Below are 26,024 nucleotides of genomic sequence, written 5' to 3'. Positions count from 1 at the left end.
GCCCGCCATGACCACACCGATCATCTCCCGCAGCCTGCTCAACCGCCTGCGCTACAAGCATTTGCACATGCTGGTGACGCTGAGCAGCAGTCAGAACCTGCACCGTGCCTCGCAAAGCCTGAACATGTCGCAACCGGCGGCGACCCGGATGCTGCATGAGATTGAGGACATGTTCGGCTGCGATCTGTTCGAGCGCCTGCCGCGCGGAATGCGGCCAACGGCGTTGGGCAGTGAGTTGATTCGTTTCGCCGAATCCGCCCTCAGCGGCCTCGACCGCTGCGCCGAAGACCTGATCGCGCGGCAGCAGGGCGGTTACGGTTATCTGTCCATCGGCACCATCATGGGCGCCGCGCCTGACCTGGTGATGGATTCGATTGCCGAAATCAAGGCGCTCAATCCGCAGTTGCGCATTCGCATCATGGGCGACACCAGTGACCAGGTGATCCAGCTTCTGGAGCAGGGCCGCATCGACCTCGCCATTGCCCGGCGCAATGCCGCCACCGACAGCGAACATTACGAATTCGAACAGCTGGGCAACGAACGGTTGCTGGTTGTCGTTCACGCCGGTCATCCCTTGGTGCAAAGGGAAGCACTCGAACTCTCGGAACTGGTCAGCGGCTGGCCGTGGATCCTGCAGCCAGAGACCAGTCCGGCGCGCATCGGTCTTGATCAGGCCTTGCAGCGCCTGGCCTTGCCGACGCCCGCCGACATCATCGAATGCAGCTCGGTGTATTCGATGCAGCAACTGATTCAACTGACCGACGCCATCATGGTGCTCTCGGAAACCGCGTTGCGCGACTACCTGAAAATGGGGCTGGTGGTGGCGCTGCCCGTAGAGCTGGACGTGCAACTGGCGCCGTTCGGATTGCTGCTGCGCAAGGGCGAACACATCAGCCGGGAGTTGGGTTTGTTCATCGATTTGCTCCGCAGAAAAGCGGCGATTTTTTGATTCTTCGGTCAGATTTTTGTTACCAGTTGTTTTCTAAAAGCGCATAAATCTATAAAGTTAACCTTTCGGTCAGCTTTGCACTGTCAACACAGCCCTTTGCCTCGTCAAAAAGGGCTTCTGCAAGACTCGAGATCCCCAGAACATAACCAGAAGGGCGGACCCATAACCGCCCAGAGGATGATCCATGTCCAACCGTGAAATATCCCGGCGCTCGTTCCTTCAGGGCGGGCTGGTGGCGGGTGTGAGCGTGACGCTCACGCCGCTCAGCAGTCAGGCGCTGGCGGCCTTGATGGAAAACAGCGTGACCGTGCCGTCCGAGCAATGGCTCGGCAACAACGGCAAGGCGCGCTCGCGTAACGATGCCTTGTCCAAGGTCTGCGGCAGCAAAGTCTTTGCCCGCGACATCCGCGCCAAGGACATGCCGGGCTGGCCGCAGCAACAAGGCCACGCCATGCTGCTGAAAACCACCAAGGCCGATCGCATTTACGCCGGCTACGATTTGTCGTGGCTCGACGCCGAATTGCAGCCGGACCGCATCGTCACCGCCGCTGACCTGGACAAGGACGGCATCGCCTTCCCGGAAGAGCACGCGCCGGATCCGCTGCTGCCGGAAGGCAAGGTGCCGATGTTCATCGGGCATCCGGTGGCGCTCCTGATCTGGAACGACTTCGAGCGTTTCCGTCAGGCCAAGGCCAAACTCAAATTCAATGACAAAGCGATTCGTTACGGCGACAAAGTGCCGTTCTACGAAGGCGATACTTACGGCAGCTTCCGCTACGTGCGCGTCGGCGGGGCGACCTCGGCGGACGAGGACGAATTCGCCAGCCTCAAGGATTCGATCCTGTTCCCGATGCTGCGCAACCGTCGTCCGGTCTGGAATTCCCTGCCGAATCTGCACGGCAACCTGACCGAGCGCGGCCTGTTCTACGCCGAGCGCATGAAGCAGCAGATCGACACGCCGCCAGACAACTGGCTGGTGTTCGACGAGCGCTACAAAACCCCGTCGATCGAACCGGCCGCCATGGAGCCGGACAACGGCAACGGCTGGTACGACCCGGCGACCAAGACCTTGCATTTTGTCGTCGCCACACAGTGCCCGCTGGAGACCGCGACCGAGACCGCGAAGATGATCGCGCCGTCGCGTTTCGGCCTGGCAAACCTGAACATGCACCCCGGTTACACCGTCGGCTACGGTTCCAAAGACCACAACATTTTCGTGTACTACGCGGCGCTTGCAGCGTTGTACGGCGCCGGTGTGCCGGTGCGTCTGGCCAACGATCGCTATGAGCAGTTCCAGAGCGGCATCAAGCGTCATCCGTTCGACATCCGCTATCAACTGGCGGTGGACAAGACCGATCACAGCTTCAAGATTTTCCGCGCCGAGATGAACGTCGACGGCGGCGGCCGGATCAATTACAGCCCATCGGTGGCGGCGGTTGGCGCCACGGCAGCGCAGTCGATCTACTACATGCCGCAGAACGATTTGCAGGTCACCTCCTACCATTCCCGCGCCGTTGAAGCCGGGTCGATGCGCGGTTACGGCACGCTGCAAAGCATGGCCTCCACCGAGATGATGGTCGATGAAATTGCCGATCGCCTCGGCATCGATGCGATTGATCTGCGCAAGAAAAACGCCATGGTCTCAGGCATGAAAAACACCCAGGGCGCGGTGCCGGCGGGTGCCTTGCGCCTGCACGAAATTCTCGATAAAGCCGCTGTCCACGAAGTCTGGAAAAACCGCGACGCGGTCAAAAAGCAGCGTGAAGCCCAGGACCCGGATAACTGGTACGGCGTTGGTTTCGCCATCTGCCAGAAAGACTTCGGCACCGGCTCCGAAGCGCCGATGGCGAGCATCGAATTCACCGCTGATGGGCACATCACCCTGCGCCACATCGGTATCGAAATCGGCACCGGCATGTCCACCTCGCAAGCCTTGGTCGTGGCCGATTTCCTCGGCGTCCCGGCGACTGAAGTGAAGACCGGCGAGACCGAATGGAAAGAGTTGCAGCTGATCACCGGCGGCAATCCGTACATCATGAGCCAGGCCGAGCAGGACAATTTCCTGCGCAATCCGCGTTGGGTCGGCAAGCTCGCCTCGGCTTCGTCGGCGACCAACTCTGCTTACTACTTCAGCCACGCCACCCGTGAAGCGGCGCGCGTGCTGTTCAACCACGGTTTGTGGCCGGCGGCGTTGCAGATCTGGGGCCAAGGCCCTTACGGCGGCCAGGCCAATCCGTATGTGGTGCGCCGCGAAGATGCGCATTGGGTCGACGGCCGACTCACCGCCAACGGCATGCAGCCGCTGAGCTTCGAGCAACTGGCCAGACACGCCCACGAAAAAGGCCTGGTGACCGGCGCAACCGTGCACGGGTTCAACCGCTGGAGCTGGGCCGAGGCCGAGTTCAGCATCGATGGCGTGCGTGAACGTCTGCCGCTCGACGGTCTGGCGGTGAAGTACGGTGATGGCGCTCCGAGCGTGAAAAAGGCGCAGATGAACAGCGCCGGTTTCCACCTGCTCGACCGCCAGAACATCCATTACCCGGACACTCAGTTGAACAACGCGGCGGTGACCTATTACAGCCCGGTCGCGACCCTGGTGGAATTGAAAGTGAACAAGGGGTCGGCCGAGGTTCAGGTGCTCAACCATCATTCGTGGGTCGAGTGCGGTCGTGTGCTGGTGGAAGAACTGGTCAAGGGCCAGCTCGAAGGCGGGATTGCCATGGGCATCGGTCATGCGTTGATGGAGGAGATGCCGCTGTACGAAGGCGGGCCGGGGGAGGGCGATTGGAATTTCAACCGCTACCGCTTGCCGATGGCGCGCCACGTTGCGGTCTGGAAGCAGACGGCCGAGATCCTGCCGCCGCTGTCGCCGAGCGATCCGTCCAAGGGCATCGCCGAAGTGGTGATGATCCCGGTGGTCGGCGCCATCGGTAACGCCGTGGCGCACGCCATCGGTAAACGGGTCCGCGACCTGCCTATCACTTCCGCACGCATCCAGGAGGCCCTCAATGGCTAACCGTCCGCTTCAACTGACCCTCAACGGTCAATCCGTCGGCCCGGTGGACATCCCTGATGACCTGCCGATGATCGACTACCTGCACGAATACAAAAACCTCACCGGCTCGCGTCTCGGCTGCGGTCAGGGCATCTGCCACGCCTGCGTGGTGATCGTCGACAATCCGGACGGCACCAGCGAAGAAGTGCGCACCTGCATCACCGGCGCGCACTATTTCGAAGGCAAAAAGGTGCGGACCATTGAAGGCCACGCGACCCGCGACGAGCAGGGCCAGGTCACCGAACTCAATCCTATCCAGCAGCGCTTCGTCGATGAATTCGCCTTCCAGTGCAGCTACTGCGCACCGGGTTTTGTGAATGCCGCGACGGTGTTGGTGGAGAAGCTGCAGCGTCAGCCCATCGTCAAAAGCCAGCTGGAAAAAGTCATCGAGGACAGCCTCGGTCACCACATCTGCCGCTGCACCGGCTATGTGCGCTACTACAGCGCGACCCGAAACGTGCTGACCGATCTCGGCCTGGTCAAGGAGGGTTAAGCATGAAGCATCTTCTTTCCCGCCTGGCGTTGGCGGTTGGTCTGGCTGCGCCGGTCTTGCTGGCTCATGCGGATGATCAAGTGGTTCGCGGTGCCTATCTCGCCCGTGCCGCCGATTGCATGGCCTGTCACACCGCGCCGGGTGGTGCGCCGTACGCGGGCGGCCTGCCGATCGTCTCGCCGTTCGGCACGATCTATGGCACCAACATTACCCCGAGCAAAGAGCACGGCATCGGTCTGTACAACGATGACGAGTTCTTCGCCGCGCTCACCGAGGGCAAGCGTCGCGACGGCGCGAACCTGTACCCGGCGATGCCGTACACCTCGTATCACCTGATGCCACGCGCAGATTCCGACGCGATTCACGCGTACCTGAAAACCGTCGAGCCGATCGAACGTGCAGCACCGGTCACGAGCCTGAGCTTCCCGTTTAACGTGCGCCTGGGCTTGATGGGCTGGAACATGCTCTACGGCAAGGACGTGAAACTGGAACCGGCTGAAGGTAAAAGCGAAGCCTGGAAACGCGGCCAGTACATGGTCGACGTGCTCGGTCACTGCGGCGAGTGTCACACCCCGCGCGGTTTGCCCGGCGCGATGCAGCAGGACAAACGCATGACCGGCGGCCTGCTCAACGGCTACCTGGCGCCAAGTCTGCTGGCCAATGACCTGGCCGCGCGCGGCTGGAATCATCAGGACCTGAGCTCGTTCCTCAAACACGGCATGAGCGCCCAGGGCACGATGTTCAACGAGATGTTCCCGGTGTTCCACAACAGCACCCAAGGCCTCAATGACCCGGACCTGGCGGCGATGGCGACCTTCCTGCTCGGCGATCAACCGCCGGCGGCGAAAGTGCTGACGGACGTGCCGTTGGACAAACTCAGCGCCAGCGCCCAGCGCGGTCGTCAGGATTACCTGAACGTCTGCGCCGGATGCCACGCGGTCGGCGGCGAAGGCAAGCCACACATCGCCGTGGCTATGCGCGGCAACACCACGTTGCGCCTGGACGATCCGCGCAACCTGGTGCGGGTGATCGACGACGGCATTGGTGAGCAGAAATTCGCCGGGTTCGAACACATGCAACCGATGCCGGGGTTCGCCGAGAAGCTCAGCCATGAGCAACTCACCGATCTGCTGAACTACCTGCGTCAGGGCTGGGGTGGTCAATCGGGTGATCTGGCGGTGAGCGATGTGCAGACGTTACGGGCCGATGCACCGCCGCTCGAGCACAAGGCCCACTGACATGCAGCATCTCGATCTGCAAGTCGTGCGACGGGCGCTGGAATGGTCGACGGCTGGCCAGCGCATCTGGCTGTGCACGGTGCTCGCCACGTATGGCTCGGCGCCGCGCGCGCCGGGCTCGTTGCTGGCGGTGAACACCGACGGGCAATGGATCGGCTCGCTGTCTGGCGGCTGCGTCGAGGAAGACTTTCTCGAGCGCGTCGCCGAGGGCGCGTTTGTTGATGCGGTCAACGTGGTTCGTTATGGCGAAGGCGACGATCCACGTTCGCGCGTGAGTCTGCCCTGCGGCGGCGTTCTCGATGTGCTGGTGGAAAAATTGGAACCCGAGTGCGAGGTTCAGGCTCATCTGCGGGAGCTGGAGTCGGCGTTGCTGGGCCAGCGTCGGCTGATCCGCGAGGTTGATCTGTCGAGCGGTGCGCGCAGTCTGTTTACTGATCGTGAGCAGGGCGTGCGTATCGAGCGTGAGATTGACCGGGTGCGCGTGCGGATCGGTGCGGCTCAGCGCTTGTTGTTGGCGGGGTATTCCAGCGTCGCGCAGGCGTGTGCGGAGTTTGCGGTTGCCTTGGGGTTCGAGGTGATTCTCTGTGATCCGCGTGACGAGGTGCTGGAAGGCGTCGTGCTGGAAAACGTCGAGATTCGTTGTCAACTGCCGTCGGTGTTTATCGCCGACGGCGGCTGCCACAGCGACACCGCGGTGGTGGCTTTGACTCACGATCCGCGGATCGACGACCTTGCGATGATGGAAGCCGTGCGCACCGAGGCGTTTTACATCGGTGTGATGGGTTCCGTGCAGACCTCGCAAAAGCGCTTCGAGCGATTGCGCAGGATTGGTCGGTTGGGAGACGCGGAGTTGGCGCGGATTCATGCGCCCATCGGGTTGAACCTCGGCAGCAAGACCCCGGCAGAAATCGCCCTGGCCGTCCTCGCCGACATCCTGCGAATCCGCAGCGGCATCGCGCGGGATCGGCTTTAACCCGCATTCCAATGTGGGAGTGGCGGTGCGACGATTCGACTTTCTCGCGAAAGCGGTGTGTCATTCAACATAATTGTCTGCTGACACGACGCCTTCGCGAGCAAGCTCGCTCCCACAAAGGATTTCGGTGTTGCTTAGTACCCGAATTTGTCCCGCAACCCGTAGTACCACGCACCCAATGCCGCAAACGGTGTACGCAGCAATTGTCCGCCGGGGAACGGGTAGTGAGGCAGATCGGCAAACGCGTCGAATCGCTCGGCCTGGCCACGCAACGCTTCGGCCAGCACTTTGCCCGCCAGATGCGTGTATGTCACGCCGTGGCCACTGCAACCCTGGGAATAGTAGATGTTGTCGCCAATCCGTCCGACCTGAGGAAGACGCGACAGGGTCAGCAAGAAATTGCCGGTCCAGGCGAAATCAATCTTCACATCCTTGAGCTGCGGGAACGCCTTGAGCATCTTCGGCCGGATGATCGCTTCGATGTTCGCGGGATCCCGCGCGCCATAGACAACGCCGCCCCCGAAGACCAGGCGCTTGTCGCCGGTCAGGCGGTAATAATCGAGCAGGTAATTGCAGTCCTCGACGCAGTAATCCTGCGGCAACAAGCGCTTGGCCAATTCATCGCCCAAAGGCTCGGTGGTGATGACCTGAGTGCCGCAGGGCATCGACTTGGCGGCCAGCTCCGGCACCAGATTGCCGAGATACGCATTGCCGGCCACGATGATGAACTTGGCCCTGACCTTACCCTGTGGCGTGTGCACCACCGGATTTGCGCCGCGCTCAATGCGGACCGCCGGCGACTGCTCATAAATAGTGCCGCCCAGCGACTCGACCGCCGCCGCTTCGCCCAACGCCAGGTTGAGCGGATGAATGTGCCCGCCGCTCATGTCGAGCATGCCGCCGACGTATTGATCGCAGGCCACCACTTCACGAATGCGCTTCTGATCCAGCAACTCAAGCTGCGTATGACCAAAACGTTCCCACAGGCGTTTCTGCGATTCCAGATGGCCCATCTGCTTGGCAGTGATGGCGGCGAACACGCCACCGTCCTTCAAGTCGCACTGGATATTATATTTGGCGACCCGCTCTCGAATGATCCGCCCGCCCTCGAACGCCATTTTCCCCAGCAACTGAGCCTGCTTGGGACCGACGCTGCGCTCGATCACATCAATGTCACGGCTATAACTATTGACGATCTGGCCACCATTACGGCCCGACGCGCCAAAACCCACCTTGGCGGCTTCCAGTACCGTGACCTTGAAACCGTTCTCCAGCAAAAACAGCGCAGAGGACAGACCGGTGTAACCGGCACCGATCACACAGACATCAGTCTCTACGTCATCCTGCAGGGCCGGACGCGGCGGAGCCGCATTGGCCGACGCAGCGTAATAGGATTCGGGGTAGGGGGTGTTCGACATCCGGCTGCCTCTGTTTAATATATTTTACGAGTGCATCGATCCTACCCGAGTTAAAAATCGACCGCCAGCCACCGGAAAATCTTCTTAACCGCCCCGAAATTAAATATTTTGCATATTCATAGGGTTAGCTCGAAAAAAGGTGTTGACACCCCTCCGGAATTCCGTAGAATGCCGCCTCACAGCAGGCACGTAGCTCAGTTGGTTAGAGCACCACCTTGACATGGTGGGGGTCGTTGGTTCGAGTCCAATCGCGCCTACCAAACAAAATCCGCTCTGCTGGGCGGTCTAGAAGGGCTCACCGAAAGGTGAGCCCTTTTTTGTTGTCTGGCGTTTAGCAATTCCAGCCGCTCACCGGCAGACGGTATAGTTCAGTCCGCGAAATTCTCAAGGAGATAATGCTATGGATAAGGCATTTCGAAATCCGATGTTTCTAACCGGCATCCCGTTGGCAATCTGCGGATTCAGCTTTGGCTTGGGCGGTCTATTAAACGAAGCGACGTTCAGTTACATGGCGCCCGGGCTGCTCATTCCAGGGCTCGCTTTTATGTTGATCGGCTGGATGCAAAGGAATAAGTGAGCTTCTCGGCCGTAGCACGCGTGCCCATGCGCCTACGCCATAGCTGATCTTGAGCGTCGAGCAGGTAACTGACTTAAAGAGCAGGATTGATCATCCTGCTTTTTATTTTGATCCCCGATCAGTAAGAACAGGGGCTATCGGTTAAAGCGCTCAACCAGCGAATACTGAGTTTTAGCCGTCTGTGTTAATTCCTTGGTCACCTCGGCGGAATGCCTGGCCTGCTCAGACGTCTGATCGGCGAGGGTTGCGATGGTGGTGATGTTGCGACTGATTTCCTCTGCGACGGCTGATTGCTCTTCAGTGGCGGCCGCTATCTGGGTTGTCATATCAGTGATGTTGGCGACGGCTTCACTGATGCCGATCAGGGCTTTATCGGCCTCCAGCACCCACGCAACTCCCTCTTCGGCCTGGCGCTGGCCGCTTTCCATCGTTTTCACGGCATTGTTGGAAGAGACCTGTAACTTGGAAATCAGGCCGTGAATCTGGGTGGTCGACTCAGTTGTGCGTTGCGCCAATTGGCGCACTTCGTCCGCTACGACCGCGAAACCTCGACCCATTTCTCCTGCGCGTGCAGCTTCAATTGCGGCATTGAGTGCCAACAGGTTGGTTTGATCGGCAATGCCTTTGATCACATCGACAACCGTCCCGATTTCGTTACTGTCTTTAGCCAGTTGCGCGACGGTCTGGCCTGTCTCGCCGACTACATTGGAGAGGCGCTGAATGGCTTCGCGGGTGTCGCGGGCGACGTCGCGTCCACGGCCTGTCAGCACGTTGGCTTCCTGGGTGGCGTCGGCGGTGCGCTGGACGTGGCTTGCGACTTCCTGGGTAGTTGCTGCCATCTGATTGACGGCGGCCGATACCTGTTCGGTCTCGATTCGTTGGCGATCAAGTCCACGGGAGCTGTCTGAGGCAAGGGCGTCAGATCTCCCGGCCAGACCGGTGAGTTGCTCTGCCGTGTCTTGTAAGCGTGTCAGGCAAGTCTTGAGACGTGACGCCTGGCTCACGAAGGCCGTTTCAAGACGCGCCTGATGACCTCGCTCGTCGCTATACATTTGCGCAATCAGTTGGTCGGAAGTGGAAGCCTCTGCCATTTCCAGCAGGTGCAGCGCACCGCGCTTTTGCCGGCGCGAAGCAATCAGGCCCATTGGAGCCGATACCCCTACAGCTACCAATGTTGCCAAGGGAGGACTGAGGAAAACACCGCCCAAAGTACCCACTAAACCTATGGCCAGGAACGGTAGCCAGTCCATTAAGGCGGGTTGCCATTTGTCGCTGCCGGGTACTGCCGACTTACCCAGGCTGATTCGTTTATAGAGGGCCTCGGCCCGGCGGATTTGTTCGATGCTCGGTTTTACCCGGACCGACTCATAACCAACGACTTGGCTACCTTCAAAAACGGGTGTGACGTAGGCGTTGACCCAGTAGTGGTCGCCGTTCCTGGAGCGGTTCTTGACGATGCCCATCCAAGGTTTGCCTTGTTTGAGGGCACTCCACATATGGGCAAATATGGCGGACGGTACGTCAGGATGACGAACGATGTTTTGAGGCGCGCCTATCAGATCTGACTTGTTGAAACCGCTGATTTCTACGAAGGCGTCGTTGCAGTAAGTAATGACCCCTCGCGAGTCCGTTGTCGAGATGAGTTTCTGTTGAGGTCCAAGGGCAACCTCGCGTTGTGTAACGGGTTGATTATTTCTCATCTGTGTTGCTCCTATGCCCTGAACCAGAGACATCGGCACAAATTTGCAAAAGGTTAACGAGTCCTTGGAAATGAACCTGTCGTGCGTCGGAAAGTTTATGTGTCGGCGTATTCGCGTTGGTATTCAGTTGCTGAGATTGTTGGCGATTCAGGCGTAAGATAGCGGTGCTACCTCACCAAAAGGAGCCGCATATGATCGCCGACCAAATGAACAAACAGGCGTCTGAGGGCAAGGCTGTTTGGGATCAATACTTCTGCGCTGCGTTGATTGCGGAAAGCAACCTGACGGCCCCGGTTGTAGGAGGGGCTACTCACGAGGACAGGCAGAACCTGTTGATCGAAAGAGCCAAGGCGCTCGCCGACAAGATGATGGAAAACAGAAAATAACCAGAGCCCAGCCTTCGTGCTGGGTTCTCTGTTTGGCGCTCTGAAAAAATGTCAGTTGCGACACTGGTCTTTGCGGGTTTGATCAAGACCCACAAAAATAGTGTGGATATTGAATCACTTAGAAAATTTATTAACCGAACGGTCCCCAAAATATATTGTTACAAGTGTCGGTTTTAGGTAAGATTGCTTCGCGTTCACCACCACGGTTTATGCATTTTTAAGTCCCAAGCTTCCATCAGCTGCTTGGGATTTTTTTTTGCCTGACATTTGTCCCCCGACGTTTAAGCGTCCCTTGTGCGGCTCCCGCTGTTCCTCCTCTACCCCGAAAACACCGTCTCCAACTCAAGTGCATTCCTTTTTTTTAGACTACTACTGACTGGCCAAACTCAAACTCAGTCTGATGGGAGTCTATCGATGCTGGTTCATTGGTCGCTTGCGGCAATTCACCTGCTGGCTTTTGCCTTGGGGTTCTGGGCGGTACTGACGCGGGGCACGGCATTTCGCCAACTGGCTGCCGGAGCGCGGGAGGCTCGTCGCGTGTTGATGGCCGATAACCTGTGGGGCATCTCTGCCGTCCTGCTCTTGGTCACCGGTGGGATGCGGGCCTTCGGCGGGTATGAAAAAGGGACTGACTACTACCTTCACCAACCCTTGTTCCATCTCAAGATGACGCTCTTCGTTCTGATCCTGCTGCTTGAGGTCGCGCCAATGATCACGCTGATCAAATGGCGGATCGCGCTGAGCCGTGGCGCGCCGATCAATACCGGGCGTGCGAAGCTGTTTGCACGGATCAGTCATGTCGAGGGGTTGCTGGTGCTGCTGATGGTCGTGGCTGCCACGGGCATGGCGCGCGGTGTGACGTTTGGTTAACGAGTCCGATCGCGTTCTTCCTCGGGATTAATCCGAAACGTCTGACAGTCAGGGCAGGGGGCGTGCCGTTAATATCGGCTCACGGTTTTGGCAGGAAGGGGCGAACGGATGAACGTATGGCGACACGAGGCTTGAATCTTTAGCCAGCCGTTGTTCAGGGCTGAACGGGCTGGCTACTGACTGCAACAGGATTCAGGGAGTTTGTGGCTTGTCCGGGGCGGTCAGGCCAGCCTGAATGCGTTGGTAGATTTCTTCGCGATGCACTGCGACGTCTTTCGGCGCGTTGATGCCGATGCGGACTTGCTGGCCGCTCACGCCCAGAATGGTGATCGTAATGTCGTCACCGATATTTATGCTTTCACCGACTTTGCGGGTGAGTATCAGCATGGTCTTCTCCTTGATTGCTTTGTAGGGCACCTGATTCGAACAGTGCAGAGGTCGGTGGTATGTATAGATTAGTGCGAAGTCTCACGGTTTGGGTGCCTCTTTCTGACGCGCAGATGCTGCATTAATTCCCAAGGCGTAACTATACAGAGGCCGCAACCATCATTCTCGTTGTTTTGCGCCCATTTTGCGGCACTCGGGAAGTATTCATGAATGGTAAAATCGTCGCTTTCAGCATTCAGAGGGACACGTTGTGCGCAAAATGGTCTTGGTAATCGCAGTACTGGCGTTGGTTGGGTGCGATCAAGGTAAAGGCGTTGACGCTCAAAAGCCGAAGCCGGCAGTCGTTTCCGCACCGGCGGCGGCCACCGGTCCGCAATGGGATCTCGAAGTGCGAGGCGAAACGCCACAAGCTGTCAGCGACCTGAGCGGCTGGCTGATCGAACACAGTTTTATGTCCAGCGTCGTCAAGGAAAACGGCAAGACCCGGATTCTGCTCGGTCCATTCAATTCGAAAGCCGAAGCCGAAGCCAAGCAGGCCGAGGTCGCTGCAGCGATTACCCGGGCGAAGAAGCAGAACATCGAATTGCTGGTGCTTGAGCGTCCTGTAGCCCAGTAACAGCCCTTTTCACGCAAGCCTTCTGTCGAAGCCCCTTAAAGGGGATCCACATTGACTCGTCTTTAAGCGTAGTCACTGTCGATTCCCAGAAGGAGCTCTCCATGGCCTCCGCCACCCCTTACAAAATCTTCGACGCGGTCCTGGCGCACAAAAAGACCCTCAGCCCGCATTTGATGCGCGTGACCCTGGCCGGTCCGATGGTCACAGAAATGGCCACCTGGGCGCCGGATCAACGGGTAAAGCTGTTCTTTCCAGCCGAGGATGGATCGCCAGCCAGGCTGGCTCATGACCAGCATTGGTATGCGCGCTACCGTTCAATGCCGGCCGACCAGCGTCCGGCGATGCGCACATACACCATTCGCCATTTGCGGGCCGAGCAAGGCGAAGTGGACATCGACTTCGTCTTGCACGGTGAAACCGGTCCCGCCTCCCGTTGGGCAATACGTGCGGTAGCGGGCGAGCCTATCCAGATCGTCGCACCTGATCGCCAGTTTTCAGCGCAAGACGCCGGTGGTTTCGAATGGAAGCCGCCTCACAGGCTCAAGCACTTGTTGCTGGTGGCCGATGCCACTGCATTGCCCGCCGCGCTCGGCATTCTTGACGAGATGGCCGTCTTGGCCGAGCCGCCGATGACACAGGCATTTTTCGAGGTGGACAGCGCAGAAGACGCATTGTCGGTTCCTGAATGGCCGGGGCTGTCGGTGCAGTGGCTGGTCCGGGATTATTCCAGCGGTAAAGCGGCAGGGTCGCTGATGGTTGAAGCGGTCCGTCGGGCGGAGCTGCCGGTCACTTCTTCGCAGGCTCATGAAGCAGTGGAGCTGACGGAAGTCGATGTCAACGAAGAGATCCTCTGGGAAACCTTTGACTCGACTGGTGACGGTTTTTACGGCTGGATCGCCGGCGAAACGGTGGCCGTTATGAGCCTGCGCAAGCACTTGATCAAGGAGCGCGGCATTGCCCGGGAGTCACTCAATTTGATGGGCTACTGGCGCTACAACAAAAGCGGCGGATAGAAACGAAAAAGGCCTCGGGTATTTCCACCCGAGGCCTTCTTGATTTTCAGCGGTCGATCAGCCGCAGGCTTTCATGTCCACGGGCCCGACAAACTCGTTGCCGCGACCCATCACGCACGCCACGCTCTGGTTGCGCTGACGTTCCCAGGCTTCGACCGGATAGGTCTTGTTCCACGCGTCGTACAGTTGGCGATCCTGTTTCGACAGGCGCAAACCGTACTGTTTGCTCATGTAGAAATACGTCCGGGCGATCATGCCGCGAATGGACGGGCGGGGCATGACCTTCTTCGCCTTGAAGTCCACCTGGGTCAGGCACGAGCCATATTGACCCGATTGCACCGGCAGCCAACCGAAACTGAAATTACTGCGATCGCCGTTCACCTCGCCGATGCTCGGCACCAGGTTGTGCAGGTCAGCCTCGGCCTTTTGATAGGTCGGATCGTAGCGTGTGCAGTTCTTGCGTCCACCTTCTTGCCAGCACTGACGTTGATGGCCGATCTGCCATGCCGGCACAATGTGCTCCCACTCGATGCGGGCGGCGCGCTTGGCGTTCTTGCGCGGCACATACCCGCACGCTGCGAGATTGACCTTGTTACCGGTGTATTTGCAGCCGCAATAGAACTCGGTGGATTGCGGCGCGTATAGCTTCCAGGCGACTTTCTTGGCTTCGTTGAAGGTGCGTGGGGCGCCAGCCTGGGCGCCGAGGGTGATGAACAGAAACAGCAAAGCAAACCAGCGGACACTCATTGACTCAATCTTCCTTCGGCACAATCCAGAAAATCTGCACGCCGCCATCGTCGCGATAGGCGAGGGTGACGTTGTCGTTCTCATCGATCTCTTCGAGCAATTGCTCCCACTCATCCACGGGTTCGTCCGGCAGACGGAAGATCAGTGCGGCTTTGGCTTTCTGTGCGGTGGGGGAATTGATGATTTTCTGAACGCGAATGCCCATGCGTTGATAGGCGTCAGGAGAAGCAGAGGTGGTGGCCACGGAATTATCCTTATTAAGCTGTACGTGCATACAGTATTTAACTGTAGGCATTTTCGCAACTGCTTAAAATTCAAGAAAATCCTCTGACAGCAGTTTTTTCCGTTTGGTGTAGGACGAAGGGAAATTTTTTATCGGGATATCGGAGGGGGGTGAACCACTCGCCAAGGCTGGCGAGTGGTGAATGCAGTGCCCGACCGGAGTCGGTCGGGCGAGGGCGAATCAGTATTCCCAGAACATCCGCTGCAGCTCTTTGCTGTCATTGGTCTTGGTCAGCGCGACCATCGCCAGGATGCGGGCTTTTTGCGGGTTCAAGTCATGTGCCACGACCCAATCGTACTTGTCGTCAGGTTGTTCGGCGTTACGCAGGACGAAACCGCCGGCATTGACGTGGGACGAACGAATGATTTGCACGCCGTCCTTGCGCAGGGCCTGCAGGGCAGGGACTACACGCGAAGAGACCGAACCGTTGCCGGTGCCGGCATGGATGATCGCTTTGGCGCCGGACTGAGCCAGTGCCTTGTAGGCCGTATCGCTGACGTTGCCGTAGGAATAGGCGATTTCGACGTCAGGCAGGCTCTTGATGGTTTTGATGTCGAATTCCGAATCCATGGTGTGACGCTTGGCCGGCAGGCGGAACCAGTAGGATTTGCCTTCAACGACCATGCCGAGCGGGCCCCAGGCACTTTTAAACGCCTCGGTCTTGATGTTGATCATTTTGCTGACGTCGCGACCCGACTGGATCTCATCGTTCATGGTCACCAGCACGCCTTTGCCGCGAGCGTCTTTGCTGCTGGCGACGGCGACGGCGTTATACAGGTTCAGCATGCCATCAGCCGACATTGCGGTGCCTGGGCGCATGGAGCCGACGACGATGATTGGCTTGTCGGTTTTTTCCACCAGGTTCAGGAAGTAGGCGGTTTCTTCCAGGGTGTCGGTGCCGTGGGTGATCACGATGCCATCGACGTCTTTGCTGTCGGCCAGTTCGGCGACGCGACGACCCAATTGCAGCAGGTTGTCGTTGGTGATGCTTTCCGAGGCGATCTGCATGACCTGTTCGCCGCGAACGTTGGCCAGTTGGCTGAGCTCCGGAACCCCGGCGATCAGCTGCTCGATACCGACTTTTGCCGCTTGGTAGGTGGCGCTGTTAGCCGCGCTCGCGCCAGCGCCGGCAATGGTGCCGCCGGTAGCGAGGATCACCACGTTGGCCAGTTTCTGTTGGGTTTCGGCTTCTTTTGCCTGAAGAGCGGTAGGCAGGAGCAGCAGGAGGGCCAAAGCGCCCGGAATAAAGGTGTTGAAGGCAGATTTCATTATTTTCTCTCTAGTAGTGAGACGGTGCTGATGCAAGTTCATCTAGATACGCCCCAGGCAGATCTGAACGCCTGGGGTGTAGGTGAAGAGCAGGATCTGTACCAGCCCTACGTTGAAAGAGAAAAACTTTTAACATGATGATTTATATCAATATTTATCTATTTGGCTACCGGCGTTAAACGGCCTCGTGTCCGGGTTTCCGAATAAGTTGAGGATTCGCGTTCGGCTCTCCGAAAAGGCCTACGACCTCTGGTGAACACATCGCCTTGCCAGAAAGAAAATCAGTGCTAAAGAAACTCGCGCACAGGTCGATGCCCCTTCAAGGATTTTTTTCGGGAGTTCACATGTCTTTTTCTGTCGGTTTTCCAAATGCGAGCGCAATCACCATCGGTGGCAAGACTCCGTCAACGATCAATGCCTTGAGCGAAGCGACTGAAGAAGCGTCGACTCAACTGACGGGAAAAGAAGAGAATCAGGTCAGAACCGGTGGTGCTGCTCAGAGCGAAAGCAAATCCGAGACCAAAAGCAGCCAAAGTATTGCGGTGCAGATGCTGCTCAAGCGCATGCAGGAACTGCAACAGCAATTGCGCGAACAACAGCAGCAATTGGCGGCCGCTCAGGCAGCGACTTATCCAACCGAGGAAGCCAAAGCCACCGCTGTCATGTCGATCCAGGGGCAGATCGCCGATACCAATGGCGCGTTGGCCCAGGTGACGGGCAATCTGGTGAAAGAACTGGCCAAGGACTCCAGCACTGGCGCGCTGGTCAGCACGACCGCGTGATGGGCAGGGTTGGTTTTTGCCAACAGAGACACAAAACAGGTCGTTGACAAATCCCGGCAGGGTTCGCATAGTTCGGTCTACGCAAACGTTTGCGCGCCGTTCTTGATGGCTCGGTCCATTGACGGACGCAATGAAGCTTACGCCAGCGCAAGCGTTGCTCACAATAATCATAAGATCGGAGTGAACCCATGAAGCTGCCATTCGCTGGACGTCTTCTTGCTGTCGCTATGCTGGCCGCTGCATCCGCTGCGCTGCCTGTCTCTTCGGCTTTCGCCGAGACTCCTGAAAAGCCCAAAGTCGCGCTGGTCATGAAATCCCTGGCCAACGAGTTCTTCCTGACCATGGAAGATGGCGCCAAGGCTTATCAAAAAGACCATTCCGGCGATTTCGAACTGATCTCCAACGGCATCAAGGACGAAACGGATACCGCTGGGCAGACGCGTATCGTCGAGCAAATGATTCTGGCCAAGGTCAATGCGCTGGTCATCGCGCCGGCCGACTCCAAGGCCATGGTTCCGGTGATCAAGAAAGCCATCGATGCCGGTATCACCGTGATCAACATCGATAACCAGCTGGACCCGGGCGTGGTCAAAAGCAAGAACATCAACGTCCCGTTCGTAGGCCCGGATAACCGCAAAGGTGCGCGTCTGGTTGGCGAGTACCTGGCCAAGCAACTGAAGGCCGGTGACGAAGTCGGCATCATCGAGGGTGTGTCCACCACCACCAACGCCCAGGCCCGCACCGCAGGCTTCAAAGACGCGATGGAAGCGGCGCAGATCAAGGTTGTCTCGTTGCAATCCGGTGACTGGGAGATCGACAAGGGCAACAAGGTTGCTGCCTCGATCCTCAGCGAATACCCGGAAGTCAAAGCGCTGCTGGCCGGTAACGACAGCATGGCCGTCGGTGCCGTTTCCGCCGTGCGTGCGGCAGGCAAGGCCGGCAAGGTGCAAGTGGTTGGTTACGACAACATCAACGCCATCAAGCCAATGTTGAAAGACGGCCGGGTCCTGGCTACCGCTGACCAGTTTGCCGCCAGGCAAGCCGTGTTCGGTATCGAGACAGCGCTGAAAATCATCAAGGGCGAGAAGGTCGACAGCGGCGCCAACGGCGTGATCGAAACTCCGGTAGAGCTGGTTACCAAGTAAGCCTTCTGGCGACACAACGGTGCTCGCCCGTCCGGGCGAGCGCATGGAGAGTTTTATGTCAGTTTCCGCCCCGAACGCTGTCCTCTCGGTCAGCGGCATCGGCAAGACCTACGCCCAACCTGTCCTGACCGGCATTGACCTGACGCTGATGCGCGGTGAAGTGCTGGCGCTGACCGGCGAGAATGGCGCTGGCAAAAGCACGCTGTCGAAAATCATTGGCGGACTGGTCACGCCGACCACAGGCCACATGCAGTTCCAGGGGCAGGACTACCGCCCCGGCAGCCGCTCCCAGGCTGAAGACCTGGGCATCCGCATGGTCATGCAAGAACTTAATCTGTTGCCGACCCTGTCGGTGGCGGAAAACCTGTTTCTCGACAATCTGCCGAGCAATGGCGGCTGGATCAGTCGCAAGCAACTGCGCAAAGCCGCGATCGAGGCCATGGCCCAGGTCGGGCTCGATGCGATCGACCCGGACACCCTGGTCGGCGAACTCGGCATCGGCCATCAACAAATGGTCGAGATCGCGCGCAACCTGATCGGCGATTGCCATGTGCTGATCCTCGACGAGCCGACGGCCATGTTGACCGCGCGTGAAGTCGAGATGCTGTTCGAACAGATCACCCGCCTGCAAGCGCGCGGCGTGTCGATCATCTACATTTCCCACCGCCTCGAAGAACTGGCACGGGTCGCCCAGCGCATTGCGGTATTGCGCGACGGCAACCTGGTTTGCGTCGAGCCGATGGCCAATTACAACAGCGAGCAACTGGTCACTTTGATGGTCGGCCGCGAACTCGGCGAACACATCGATCTGGGGCCGCGCAAGATTGGCGCTTCCGCGTTGACGGTCAAAGGCCTGACCCGCTCCGACAAGGTTCGCGATGTGTCCTTCGAAGTCCGCGCCGGCGAGATTTACGGGATTTCCGGATTGATCGGGGCAGGGCGCACCGAGTTGCTGCGTCTGATCTTCGGTGCCGACACCGCGGACAGTGGCACCGTCGCACTGGGTTCGCCGGCCAAGGTGGTGAGCATTCGTTCGCCGGCCGATGCGGTCGGTCACGGCATCGCCCTGATCACCGAGGACCGCAAAGGCGAAGGCCTGCTACTGACGCAGTCAATCAGCGCTAACATCGCGCTGGGCAACATGCCGGTGATTTCCAGCGGCGGCATCGTCAACAACGCTGACGAAATGTCCCTGGCCCAGCGTCAGATCGATGCCATGCGCATCCGCAGTTCGAGCCCGACGCAACTGGTCTCCGAGCTGTCGGGTGGCAACCAGCAGAAGGTCGTGATCGGTCGTTGGCTGGAGCGTGACTGTTCGGTGATGCTGTTCGATGAGCCGACCCGGGGCATCGATGTCGGCGCCAAGTTCGACATCTATGCACTGCTCGGTGAGCTGACCCGACAGGGCAAGGCGCTGGTGGTGGTATCCAGCGACCTGCGTGAACTGATGCTGATCTGCGACCGGATCGGTGTGTTGTCGGCGGGACGCCTGATCGAGACCTTCGAGCGCGACAGCTGGACCCAGGATGATTTGCTTGCCGCCGCGTTCGCCGGCTACCAAAAACGTGATGCGTTGCTCAACGAAGCAGCGCCTAGGGATCTTTCATGAAAACTGCATCTCCTGCCGGCAAACGTAGTGGCAATTTCTACGGCTTGGGTACCTATCTGGGCCTGGCCGGTGCCTTGCTGGCGATGATCGCGCTGTTCTCGGTATTGAGCAGCCACTTCCTGTCTTACGACACCTTCAGCACCCTGGCCAACCAGATTCCCGATCTAATGGTGTTGGCGGTCGGCATGACGTTCGTGCTGATCATCGGCGGTATCGACCTGTCGGTCGGCTCGGTCCTGGCGCTCGCGGCGTCGGCCGTCAGCGTGGCGATTCTCGGCTGGGGCTGGAGCGTCCTGCCGGCAGCGCTGCTCGGAATGGCGATTGCGGCATTGGCCGGGACCATCACCGGATCGATCACCGTGGCGTGGCGAATTCCGTCGTTCATCGTGTCCCTCGGCGTGCTGGAAATGGCCCGCGGCGTGGCGTATCAGATGACCGGTTCGCGTACGGCTTACATCGGTGATGCCTTCGCCTGGCTGTCCAACCCGATTGCCTTTGGCATCTCGCCGTCCTTCATCATTGCCTTGCTGATCATCATCATCGCCCAGGCCGTGCTGACCCGCACTGTGTTCGGTCGCTACCTGATCGGCATCGGCACCAACGAAGAAGCGGTGCGTCTGGCAGGGATCAATCCAAAACCCTACAAGATCCTGGTTTTCAGTCTGATGGGGTTGCTGGCCGGTATTGCCGCGCTGTTCCAGATTTCCCGTCTGGAAGCGGCAGACCCGAATGCGGGCTCCGGCCTGGAGCTGCAAGTGATTGCCGCCGTGGTGATCGGCGGAACCAGCCTGATGGGCGGCCGTGGTTCGGTGATCAGCACGTTCTTCGGGGTTCTGATCATCTCCGTACTGGCGGCGGGCCTGGCGCAGATCGGCGCGACCGAGCCGACCAAACGCATCATCACCGGCGCAGTGATCGTGGTGGCGGTGGTGCTGGATACTTATCGCAGTCAGCGCGCAAGCCGGCGGACCTGAGTCATGGCAACGATCAAGGATGTAGCGGCACTCGCGGGGATTTCCTACACCACGGTTTCCCACGTGGTGAACAAGACCCGGCCGGTCAGCGAAGAGGTGCGGATCAAGGTCGAGGCGGCGATCAAGACCCTGGACTACGTGCCGAGCGCCGTGGCCCGTTCATTGAAAGCCAAGACCACGGCGACCATCGGGTTGCTGGTGCCTAACAGCCTCAACCCGTACTTCGCCGAACTGGCGCGCGGCATCGAGGATTACTGCGAGCGCAACGGCTATTGCGTGATCCTCTGCAACTCCGACGACAACCCGGACAAACAGCGCAGTTACCTGCGCGTGTTGCTGGAAAAGCGTATCGACGGGCTGATCGTTGCCTCGGCCGGTGGTGACGCGGGGCTGGCAGAAGGTCTTGCTGGGGTGCGCACGCCGATGGTGATCGTCGACCGCGGTCTGGAAGGTGTGAACGCCGACCTGGTGCGTATCGATCACGAATACGGCGCTTATCTGGCCACCCGGCATCTGCTCGAACTTGGCCACCGGGACATCGCCACCATTGGCGGACCGGCCGGTACCAGCGTGGCGCAGATGCGTCTGGCCGGTTATTGCCGTGCCTTGAAAGAGGCGGGCGTGGAAGTGCATCGCGAGCGCATGCTGGAAAGTGACTTCACCAGCACGGGCGGTTACAACGCCGCCGCGATTCTGTTGGAAAAGAACCCGCCCAGCGCGATCTTCGCCGGCAACGACATGATCGGCATCGGCGTGCTGCGAGCGGCGGCTGAACGCAACGTGCGTGTGCCGACCGAACTGTCGGTGATCGGCTTCGACGATATCCAGATGAGCCGTTATGTCTATCCGGCGCTGACCACCGTGGGCCAGTCGATCCTGCAGCTGGGTGAGATGGCGGCCGAGGTTCTGCTACGACGGATCGCAACACCCCACATGGCCACCGATCAACGAATCGTGACGCCCAGTATTGTCCTGCGAGAATCGACTGCGCCGCTCGCCGGTGTGTTCGACGAATACCGCTGAAACCGAATTGACGAGTGATGTATGCCAGCAAAAGTAGTGGTGATAGGCAGCCTGAACATGGACCTGGTGACCCGGGCTCCACGGTTGCCCCGTGGCGGTGAGACGCTGATCGGCGAGTCGTTTGCCACGGTGTCCGGCGGCAAGGGCGCGAACCAGGCAGTCGCCGCGGCGCGCCTGGGGGCGCAGGTGTCGATGGTCGGTTGTGTCGGCAGCGATGCTTATGGCGAAGAACTGCGCGGGGCGCTGTTGGCCGAGCAGATCGACTGCCAGGCCGTCAGTACTGTTGAAGGCTCGAGCGGCGTGGCCTTGATTGTGGTCGATGACAACAGTCAGAACGCAATCGTGATCGTCGCCGGTGCCAACGGTGCGTTGACGCCACAGGTGATCGACCAGTTCGATGCCGTGTTGCAGGCGGCGGACGTGATCATTTGTCAGCTGGAAGTGCCGGATGCCACGGTGGGTCATGCCCTCAAGCGCGGCCGTGAGCTGGGCAAAATCGTCATCCTCAACCCGGCCCCGGCCAGTCGCCCGTTACCGGCGGATTGGTATGCGTCGATCGATTACCTGATCCCCAATGAAAGCGAAGCCTCGGCCCTCAGCGGGTTGCCGGTGGACTCCCTTGAAACCGCCGAAACTGCCGCGACCCGCTTGATCGCATTGGGCGCCGGGAAGGTCATCATTACTCTGGGTGCTCAAGGATCGATGTTCGCCAACGGCGCAGGCTTCGAGCATTTCCCTGCGCCGAAGGTGAAGGCTGTTGATACCACGGCGGCTGGCGACACCTTCGTCGGTGGTTTCGCCGCCGCGCTGGCGTCCGGCAAAACCGAAGCAGAAGCGATCCGTTTTGGTCAGGTCGCTGCGGCGCTGTCGGTCACCCGTGCCGGTGCGCAACCTTCGATTCCCACCTTGTCCGATGTACAGGCGTTCAAAGCACCATGAAAAAGACACCTTTGCTCAACGTTGCACTGTCGCGGCTGATCGCTTCCCTGGGGCACGGCGACATGGTCGTGATCGGCGATGCCGGTCTGCCGGTTCCGCCGGGCGTCGAACTGATCGACCTGGCCCTGACCCAGGGCATTCCTGATTTTGTCAGCACCTTGAAGGTTGTGCTCAGCGAAATGCAGGTTGAGCGCCATGTGCTGGCGCAGGAGATTCTGGACAAACAACCACCTGCCTTGAGCTCGCTGGATGAGCTGAATGCCAAAGGCGCGCTGGGCCAGCGTGAGTTGCTCAGTCATGACCAATTCAAAGTCCTCAGCCGACAGGCGCGAGCGATTGTTCGTACAGGCGAATGTGCGCCGTACTGCAACATCGTGCTGGTATCGGGAGTGACGTTCTAACGCCCTGTACTCAGATTTGTTCCCCCACGCACAAGGAGTGCGATATGCACCGCTATGCTCAGAAACTGCACCACCTGCTCCGGAGTCTGCTGCTTTTGTCCCTGATTACTGCAACGAGCGCCCAGGCGGCGGAAAAGATCGACTTGATCATCGATACCGATCCCGGTGCCGATGACGTAGTCGCCTTGCTGTTCGCGTTGGCATCGCCGGAAGAGTTGAACATTCGTGCGCTGACCACCGTCGCCGGCAACGTGCGTCTGGACAAGACTTCGCGAAACGCACGATTGGCTCGCGAGTGGGCAGGGCGCGAGGAGGTGCCGGTCTATGCGGGCGCACCGAAACCGTTGATGCGCACGCCGATCTATGCCGAGAACATCCATGGCAAGGAAGGGCTGTCGGGCGTCACCGTGCACGAGCCGAAGAAAGGCCTGGCCGAAGGTAATGCGGTCAATTACCTGATCGATACCTTGAAGGCCGCCAAGCCCCACAGCATCACCATCGCCATGCTGGGTCCACAGACCAACCTGGCCCTGGCGCTGATCCAGGAACCTGAAATCGTTCAGGGCATCAAGGAAGTGGTGATCATGGGTGGCGCGCATTTCAACGGCGGCAACATCACCCCGGTGGCCGAGTTCAACCTGTTTGCAGACCCGCAGGCTGCGGAAGTGGTACTCAAAAGCGGCGTGAAGCTGACGTATCTGCCGCTGGACGTGACCCACAAAATTCTCACCAGTGACGCGCGCCTGAAGCAGATCGCGGCGATCAACAACAATGCCAGTAAGCTGGTGGGCGACATTCTCAATGAGTACGTCAAAGGCGACATGGAGCACTACGGTATTGCGGGTGGCCCGGTGCATGACGCCACCGTCATCGCCTACCTGCTCAAGCCTGAGTTGTTCACCGGTCGCTCGGTCAACGTGGTAGTGGATAGCCGCGAAGGCCCGACCTTCGGTCAAACTATCGTCGACTGGTATGACGGCCTGAAAGCGCCGAAGAACGCGTTCTGGGTGGAAAGCGGCGACGCTCAGGGTTTCTTTGATCTGCTGACCCAGCGTCTGGCTCGCCTGAAGTAAGCCATGCACCCGCAGGTGCCAGCCTGCGGGTTTTACGCCCGCTCGTTCTCTGTCAGGCCCATATAGTCGGCGGGGTATTTCTCGAATATCTGCGCGATGAATTTATTGGCCGCTTCGGTTCCCAGTTCCTTGACCAACAGATCGATGCCGATGATTGCGAACTCTTCCGGGCTGCCCGGGCTGTAAGAGCTGTGACCCTGCGGCCACTTTACTGTGATGTTGGCGTCGATGCTTATGGTGGACATGATGGCGCTCGTGAAGTCGGGAAAGTCTGAGTGTCGAGTTAACCATTTTGCGCGGCGTTTGGCACTCCGACTTAGGCATGAGAGGAGGGCTATGCGACACTTGGTCTTTGACGGATTTTCAAGGACCGCGCTGTGCAGATCGATTTGAACACGCCCGACGGCTTGACCCTCGAGGCGGTGCGCCAGTTGCTGGCTTCTGCCAGTGATGACGAACACACGCAACTGCGGGTGACCAAGGCCGGCATTGCCTACATTTCATCTGGCGTTGTGGGCGGCACCGATATCAACGGACTATTGTTTCGCCTGGAGACGTGGGCCAAGGGCTCCGGCTATGTAGGATTGGTCGCGGCCAGCGATGAGGTCTGGGTCATGCAGATCTTCAATGCGCTGAAAGAGAACTGGCCAAACCCGCCGTATGATTACATCGACGTCTATTGAGGGCCGTTCATATTCAGTCACGATTGAGTGATGAACGGCAGGGCGATGCTCAGGCAAACTCGCCGCTTGTGCGGCTTGAGGGCAGAGTGATGTCACTCGCCCTGAAACCAAATGCCGGATTGGCGGTCGCAAGATCTCAGTTTAACTATTGGAAAAAAGGAGGCTTCATGCCTTGGAAGCTCGCGTCATTGGGTACTTTGTTCGCCGTCACTGTGTTGGCTGGTTGCAGCAGCACGTCCTCCGAGTCGGCGGCAGACCCTGTAGCGACGACTGACACAGGTCACAGCCGTTGTGAGGCAAAGGCTGCCGAATTCGCCATTGGCAAACCGGCTTCGCCCGCATTGCTGGAGCAGGCGCGTACCCGCGCAGGTGCACAGAACGCACGTTTCCTGTTGCCTAACGATATGGTGACGCTGGAATACCGCTCCGATCGCCTGAACCTGAATACCGATGACAGCCGGGTGGTCACCCGCGTCAACTGCGGCTGATCGTTTCGGGCTTTTGCTTCGCCCATAAAAAACCCCGTCACATGGACGGGGTTTTTTTAGTGCGGCTGAAAATTACTCAGCGCGGACTTGTGCAGCTTGCATACCCTTTTGGCCTTTCTCAGCCACGAAGGAAACGGTCTGGCCTTCTTTCAGGCTTTTGAAACCGTCGCTTTCGATAGCTTTGAAGTGTACGAACAGGTCGTCACCGCCACCTTGAGGAGTGATGAAGCCGAAGCCTTTTTCATCGTTGAACCATTTAACGGTGCCGGTTTGGCGATTAGACATGGTGTATCTCCAAGAAACATATATTTTCAGTAGTGCTGTGCTGCTCAGGCCAACTGGGCACACCGGGGTATCATAGTCGAAATGTTCGCTTTGGGAGCCCCCCGGACGTGCTGTTTGCCCTACAGTCGCGTTCCGTTTGCTGCTTGATGTAGCTGAAAGCCCCGTTTTACAAGGCTTTCAGCCGAAAGTAAAGACGATAAAAAAACCTGTAAATCCTGCATAAATTGTACGAAAAAGCTCAAATGCAGCACTTTTTATCAGCGATAAGCTGAGTCAAAAGGACTTTTTTGTCACTTTTTCGCCGGTGTATCGGCCTTGCATTTGGCTATCTGGCCGAGTGCTTTCTGTTGCAAATCCGGGCTGGCCTTGTTGTCCATCAGCGCCTGGATATCGCCGGCCGGATACGATTTGATCGCATCAGCACCGCAAGCGCAGTGAGCCTTCGCTGCGGCAGCACCGATCTGCGGGGTTGCAGCCTGTGTGCATTGAGCCATGTATTTATCGCGCTCGCCCTTGGGCCAATCGGCGTGGGCGGCCAGTGGCAGCAGCAGAACGATGGGGGCGACGACTGCGAACAAACGATTCAGACGCATGCTGGATGCTCCTTGTGGGTCAATGTCTTGTTATCTAGAGGGGTAAAGCAGGGTT

29 protein-coding genes and 1 tRNA gene are annotated in these 26,024 nt (G+C 58.8%); 21 read left to right on the top strand and 9 right to left on the bottom strand.

All coding sequences use genetic code 11. The annotated features are described in order from the left end of the window. Positions 1–7: 7 nt before the first annotated feature. The 5 genes from DJ564_RS21645 to DJ564_RS21625 all read left to right on the top strand — a co-directional run bounded on the left by DJ564_RS21645 (position 8) and on the right by DJ564_RS21625 (position 6,708). Entirely contained in the window at positions 8–949 is a 942-nt protein-coding gene (locus tag DJ564_RS21645; RefSeq protein WP_109633176.1) for a LysR family transcriptional regulator, read from the top strand. A 184-nt stretch (positions 950–1,133) separates the two neighbouring features. Next, complete coding sequence (locus DJ564_RS21640) at positions 1,134–3,965, top strand: xanthine dehydrogenase family protein molybdopterin-binding subunit (RefSeq protein ID WP_109633174.1); 2,832 nt, start codon at positions 1,134–1,136, stop codon at positions 3,963–3,965. Continuing rightward, positions 3,958–4,497 (top strand): (2Fe-2S)-binding protein, encoded by a 540-nt coding sequence (locus DJ564_RS21635; RefSeq protein ID WP_010455997.1) that lies wholly within the window; start codon positions 3,958–3,960, stop codon positions 4,495–4,497. Before DJ564_RS21640 ends, DJ564_RS21635 begins: the two co-directional genes overlap by 8 nt. Positions 4,498–4,499: 2 nt before the next feature. Next, entirely contained in the window at positions 4,500–5,735 is a 1,236-nt protein-coding gene (locus DJ564_RS21630; RefSeq protein ID WP_109633172.1) for a cytochrome c, read from the top strand. Position 5,736: 1 nt separating this feature from the next. After that, positions 5,737–6,708 carry an XdhC family protein gene (locus tag DJ564_RS21625; RefSeq protein ID WP_109633171.1) on the top strand — a complete coding sequence of 324 codons (972 nt, stop codon included), beginning with the start codon at positions 5,737–5,739 and terminating at the stop codon, positions 6,706–6,708. A 134-nt stretch (positions 6,709–6,842) separates the two neighbouring features. On the opposite strand, the gene DJ564_RS21620 is transcribed toward DJ564_RS21625, so the two are convergent. After that, positions 6,843–8,126: an FAD-binding oxidoreductase gene (locus DJ564_RS21620; RefSeq protein WP_109633169.1), complete on the bottom strand. Its 1,284-nt coding sequence runs from the start codon at positions 8,124–8,126 to the stop codon at positions 6,843–6,845. A gap of 183 nt (positions 8,127–8,309) precedes the next feature. On the opposite strand from DJ564_RS21620, the gene DJ564_RS21615 reads away from it, so the two are divergent. Continuing rightward, positions 8,310–8,386 (top strand) — tRNA-Val (locus DJ564_RS21615). A 140-nt stretch (positions 8,387–8,526) separates the two neighbouring features. Continuing rightward, positions 8,527–8,703: a hypothetical protein gene (locus DJ564_RS32205; RefSeq protein ID WP_178082317.1), complete on the top strand. Its 177-nt coding sequence runs from the start codon at positions 8,527–8,529 to the stop codon at positions 8,701–8,703. Between the two features lie 134 nt (positions 8,704–8,837). Here the strand turns inward: DJ564_RS32205 and DJ564_RS21610 are convergent, their stop codons facing one another. Next, positions 8,838–10,343 carry a methyl-accepting chemotaxis protein gene (locus DJ564_RS21610; RefSeq protein ID WP_371922086.1) on the bottom strand — a complete coding sequence of 502 codons (1,506 nt, stop codon included), beginning with the start codon at positions 10,341–10,343 and terminating at the stop codon, positions 8,838–8,840. 251 nt (positions 10,344–10,594) lie between these two features. Here DJ564_RS21610 and DJ564_RS21605 point away from each other — a divergent pair, with 251 nt between their 5' ends. Further along, positions 10,595–10,789: a hypothetical protein gene (locus DJ564_RS21605; RefSeq protein WP_010455982.1), complete on the top strand. Its 195-nt coding sequence runs from the start codon at positions 10,595–10,597 to the stop codon at positions 10,787–10,789. A 414-nt stretch (positions 10,790–11,203) separates the two neighbouring features. Then, positions 11,204–11,659, top strand: a complete 456-nt coding sequence (locus DJ564_RS21600; RefSeq protein WP_109633165.1) for a DUF2214 family protein — start codon at positions 11,204–11,206, stop codon at positions 11,657–11,659. A gap of 192 nt (positions 11,660–11,851) precedes the next feature. Here DJ564_RS21600 and csrA read toward each other — a convergent pair whose 3' ends face one another. Then, positions 11,852–12,046, bottom strand: a complete 195-nt coding sequence (gene csrA / locus DJ564_RS21595; protein WP_007938114.1) for a carbon storage regulator CsrA — start codon at positions 12,044–12,046, stop codon at positions 11,852–11,854. A 250-nt stretch (positions 12,047–12,296) separates the two neighbouring features. On the opposite strand from csrA, the gene DJ564_RS21590 reads away from it, so the two are divergent. Both DJ564_RS21590 and DJ564_RS21585 read left to right on the top strand, forming a co-directional pair. Next, on the top strand, positions 12,297–12,662 hold the full coding sequence (locus DJ564_RS21590) for a penicillin-binding protein activator LpoB (protein ID WP_109633163.1): 366 nt from the start codon (positions 12,297–12,299) through the stop codon (positions 12,660–12,662). Positions 12,663–12,763: 101 nt separating this feature from the next. Beyond that, positions 12,764–13,675 carry a siderophore-interacting protein gene (locus tag DJ564_RS21585; protein WP_109633161.1) on the top strand — a complete coding sequence of 304 codons (912 nt, stop codon included), beginning with the start codon at positions 12,764–12,766 and terminating at the stop codon, positions 13,673–13,675. Between the two features lie 57 nt (positions 13,676–13,732). On the opposite strand, the gene DJ564_RS21580 is transcribed toward DJ564_RS21585, so the two are convergent. The 3 genes from DJ564_RS21580 to DJ564_RS21570 all read right to left on the bottom strand — a co-directional run bounded on the left by DJ564_RS21580 (position 13,733) and on the right by DJ564_RS21570 (position 15,974). Next, entirely contained in the window at positions 13,733–14,422 is a 690-nt protein-coding gene (locus DJ564_RS21580) for an endonuclease (RefSeq protein WP_109633159.1), read from the bottom strand. A 4-nt stretch (positions 14,423–14,426) separates the two neighbouring features. After that, positions 14,427–14,717 carry a DUF1654 domain-containing protein gene (locus tag DJ564_RS21575; protein WP_109633158.1) on the bottom strand — a complete coding sequence of 97 codons (291 nt, stop codon included), beginning with the start codon at positions 14,715–14,717 and terminating at the stop codon, positions 14,427–14,429. Positions 14,718–14,885: 168 nt separating this feature from the next. Next, complete coding sequence (locus tag DJ564_RS21570; protein WP_109633156.1) at positions 14,886–15,974, bottom strand: asparaginase; 1,089 nt, start codon at positions 15,972–15,974, stop codon at positions 14,886–14,888. Positions 15,975–16,318: 344 nt separating this feature from the next. Here DJ564_RS21570 and DJ564_RS21565 point away from each other — a divergent pair, with 344 nt between their 5' ends. From DJ564_RS21565 to DJ564_RS21530, 8 genes are all read left to right on the top strand, one after another. Beyond that, positions 16,319–16,756 carry a hypothetical protein gene (locus DJ564_RS21565; RefSeq protein ID WP_109633154.1) on the top strand — a complete coding sequence of 146 codons (438 nt, stop codon included), beginning with the start codon at positions 16,319–16,321 and terminating at the stop codon, positions 16,754–16,756. Between the two features lie 188 nt (positions 16,757–16,944). Next, positions 16,945–17,901 (top strand): sugar ABC transporter substrate-binding protein, encoded by a 957-nt coding sequence (locus DJ564_RS21560; protein WP_109633152.1) that lies wholly within the window; start codon positions 16,945–16,947, stop codon positions 17,899–17,901. A gap of 55 nt (positions 17,902–17,956) precedes the next feature. After that, a complete protein-coding gene (locus DJ564_RS21555) occupies positions 17,957–19,510 on the top strand; it encodes a sugar ABC transporter ATP-binding protein (RefSeq protein WP_109633150.1) in 1,554 nt (517 codons plus the stop codon). Further along, on the top strand, positions 19,507–20,484 hold the full coding sequence (locus tag DJ564_RS21550; RefSeq protein ID WP_109633148.1) for an ABC transporter permease: 978 nt from the start codon (positions 19,507–19,509) through the stop codon (positions 20,482–20,484). The genes DJ564_RS21555 and DJ564_RS21550 overlap by 4 nt, the downstream gene beginning before the upstream one ends. A gap of 3 nt (positions 20,485–20,487) precedes the next feature. Further along, on the top strand, positions 20,488–21,507 hold the full coding sequence (locus DJ564_RS21545; protein ID WP_109633146.1) for a LacI family DNA-binding transcriptional regulator: 1,020 nt from the start codon (positions 20,488–20,490) through the stop codon (positions 21,505–21,507). A gap of 21 nt (positions 21,508–21,528) precedes the next feature. Continuing rightward, positions 21,529–22,446, top strand: a complete 918-nt coding sequence (gene rbsK / locus DJ564_RS21540) for a ribokinase (RefSeq protein ID WP_109633144.1) — start codon at positions 21,529–21,531, stop codon at positions 22,444–22,446. Continuing rightward, the gene (gene rbsD, locus DJ564_RS21535) at positions 22,443–22,847 is read left to right on the top strand and encodes a D-ribose pyranase (RefSeq protein ID WP_109633142.1); all 405 of its coding nucleotides are present in this window, start codon (positions 22,443–22,445) and stop codon (positions 22,845–22,847) included. The genes rbsK and rbsD overlap by 4 nt, the downstream gene beginning before the upstream one ends. Positions 22,848–22,891: 44 nt before the next feature. Beyond that, positions 22,892–23,920: a nucleoside hydrolase gene (locus DJ564_RS21530; protein ID WP_109633141.1), complete on the top strand. Its 1,029-nt coding sequence runs from the start codon at positions 22,892–22,894 to the stop codon at positions 23,918–23,920. Positions 23,921–23,952: 32 nt separating this feature from the next. Here DJ564_RS21530 and DJ564_RS21525 read toward each other — a convergent pair whose 3' ends face one another. Further along, positions 23,953–24,165 (bottom strand): hypothetical protein, encoded by a 213-nt coding sequence (locus tag DJ564_RS21525; RefSeq protein ID WP_109633139.1) that lies wholly within the window; start codon positions 24,163–24,165, stop codon positions 23,953–23,955. Positions 24,166–24,297: 132 nt separating this feature from the next. On the opposite strand from DJ564_RS21525, the gene DJ564_RS21520 reads away from it, so the two are divergent. Together DJ564_RS21520 and DJ564_RS21515 are read left to right on the top strand one after the other, a co-directional pair. Beyond that, a complete protein-coding gene (locus tag DJ564_RS21520) occupies positions 24,298–24,603 on the top strand; it encodes a hypothetical protein (RefSeq protein WP_109633137.1) in 306 nt (101 codons plus the stop codon). 167 nt (positions 24,604–24,770) lie between these two features. Next, positions 24,771–25,091 carry an I78 family peptidase inhibitor gene (locus DJ564_RS21515; protein ID WP_109633136.1) on the top strand — a complete coding sequence of 107 codons (321 nt, stop codon included), beginning with the start codon at positions 24,771–24,773 and terminating at the stop codon, positions 25,089–25,091. Positions 25,092–25,163: 72 nt separating this feature from the next. On the opposite strand, the gene DJ564_RS21510 is transcribed toward DJ564_RS21515, so the two are convergent. Beyond that, a complete protein-coding gene (locus tag DJ564_RS21510; RefSeq protein ID WP_007905882.1) occupies positions 25,164–25,376 on the bottom strand; it encodes a cold-shock protein in 213 nt (70 codons plus the stop codon). 290 nt (positions 25,377–25,666) lie between these two features. After that, entirely contained in the window at positions 25,667–25,969 is a 303-nt protein-coding gene (locus DJ564_RS21505) for a hypothetical protein (RefSeq protein WP_109633134.1), read from the bottom strand. Positions 25,970–26,024: the final 55 nt, after the last annotated feature.

The sequence above is a fragment of the Pseudomonas sp. 31-12 genome, assembly GCF_003151075.1.
Classification (GTDB): domain Bacteria; phylum Pseudomonadota; class Gammaproteobacteria; order Pseudomonadales; family Pseudomonadaceae; genus Aquipseudomonas.
This window is presented reverse-complemented; position numbering and strand designations above follow the sequence as displayed.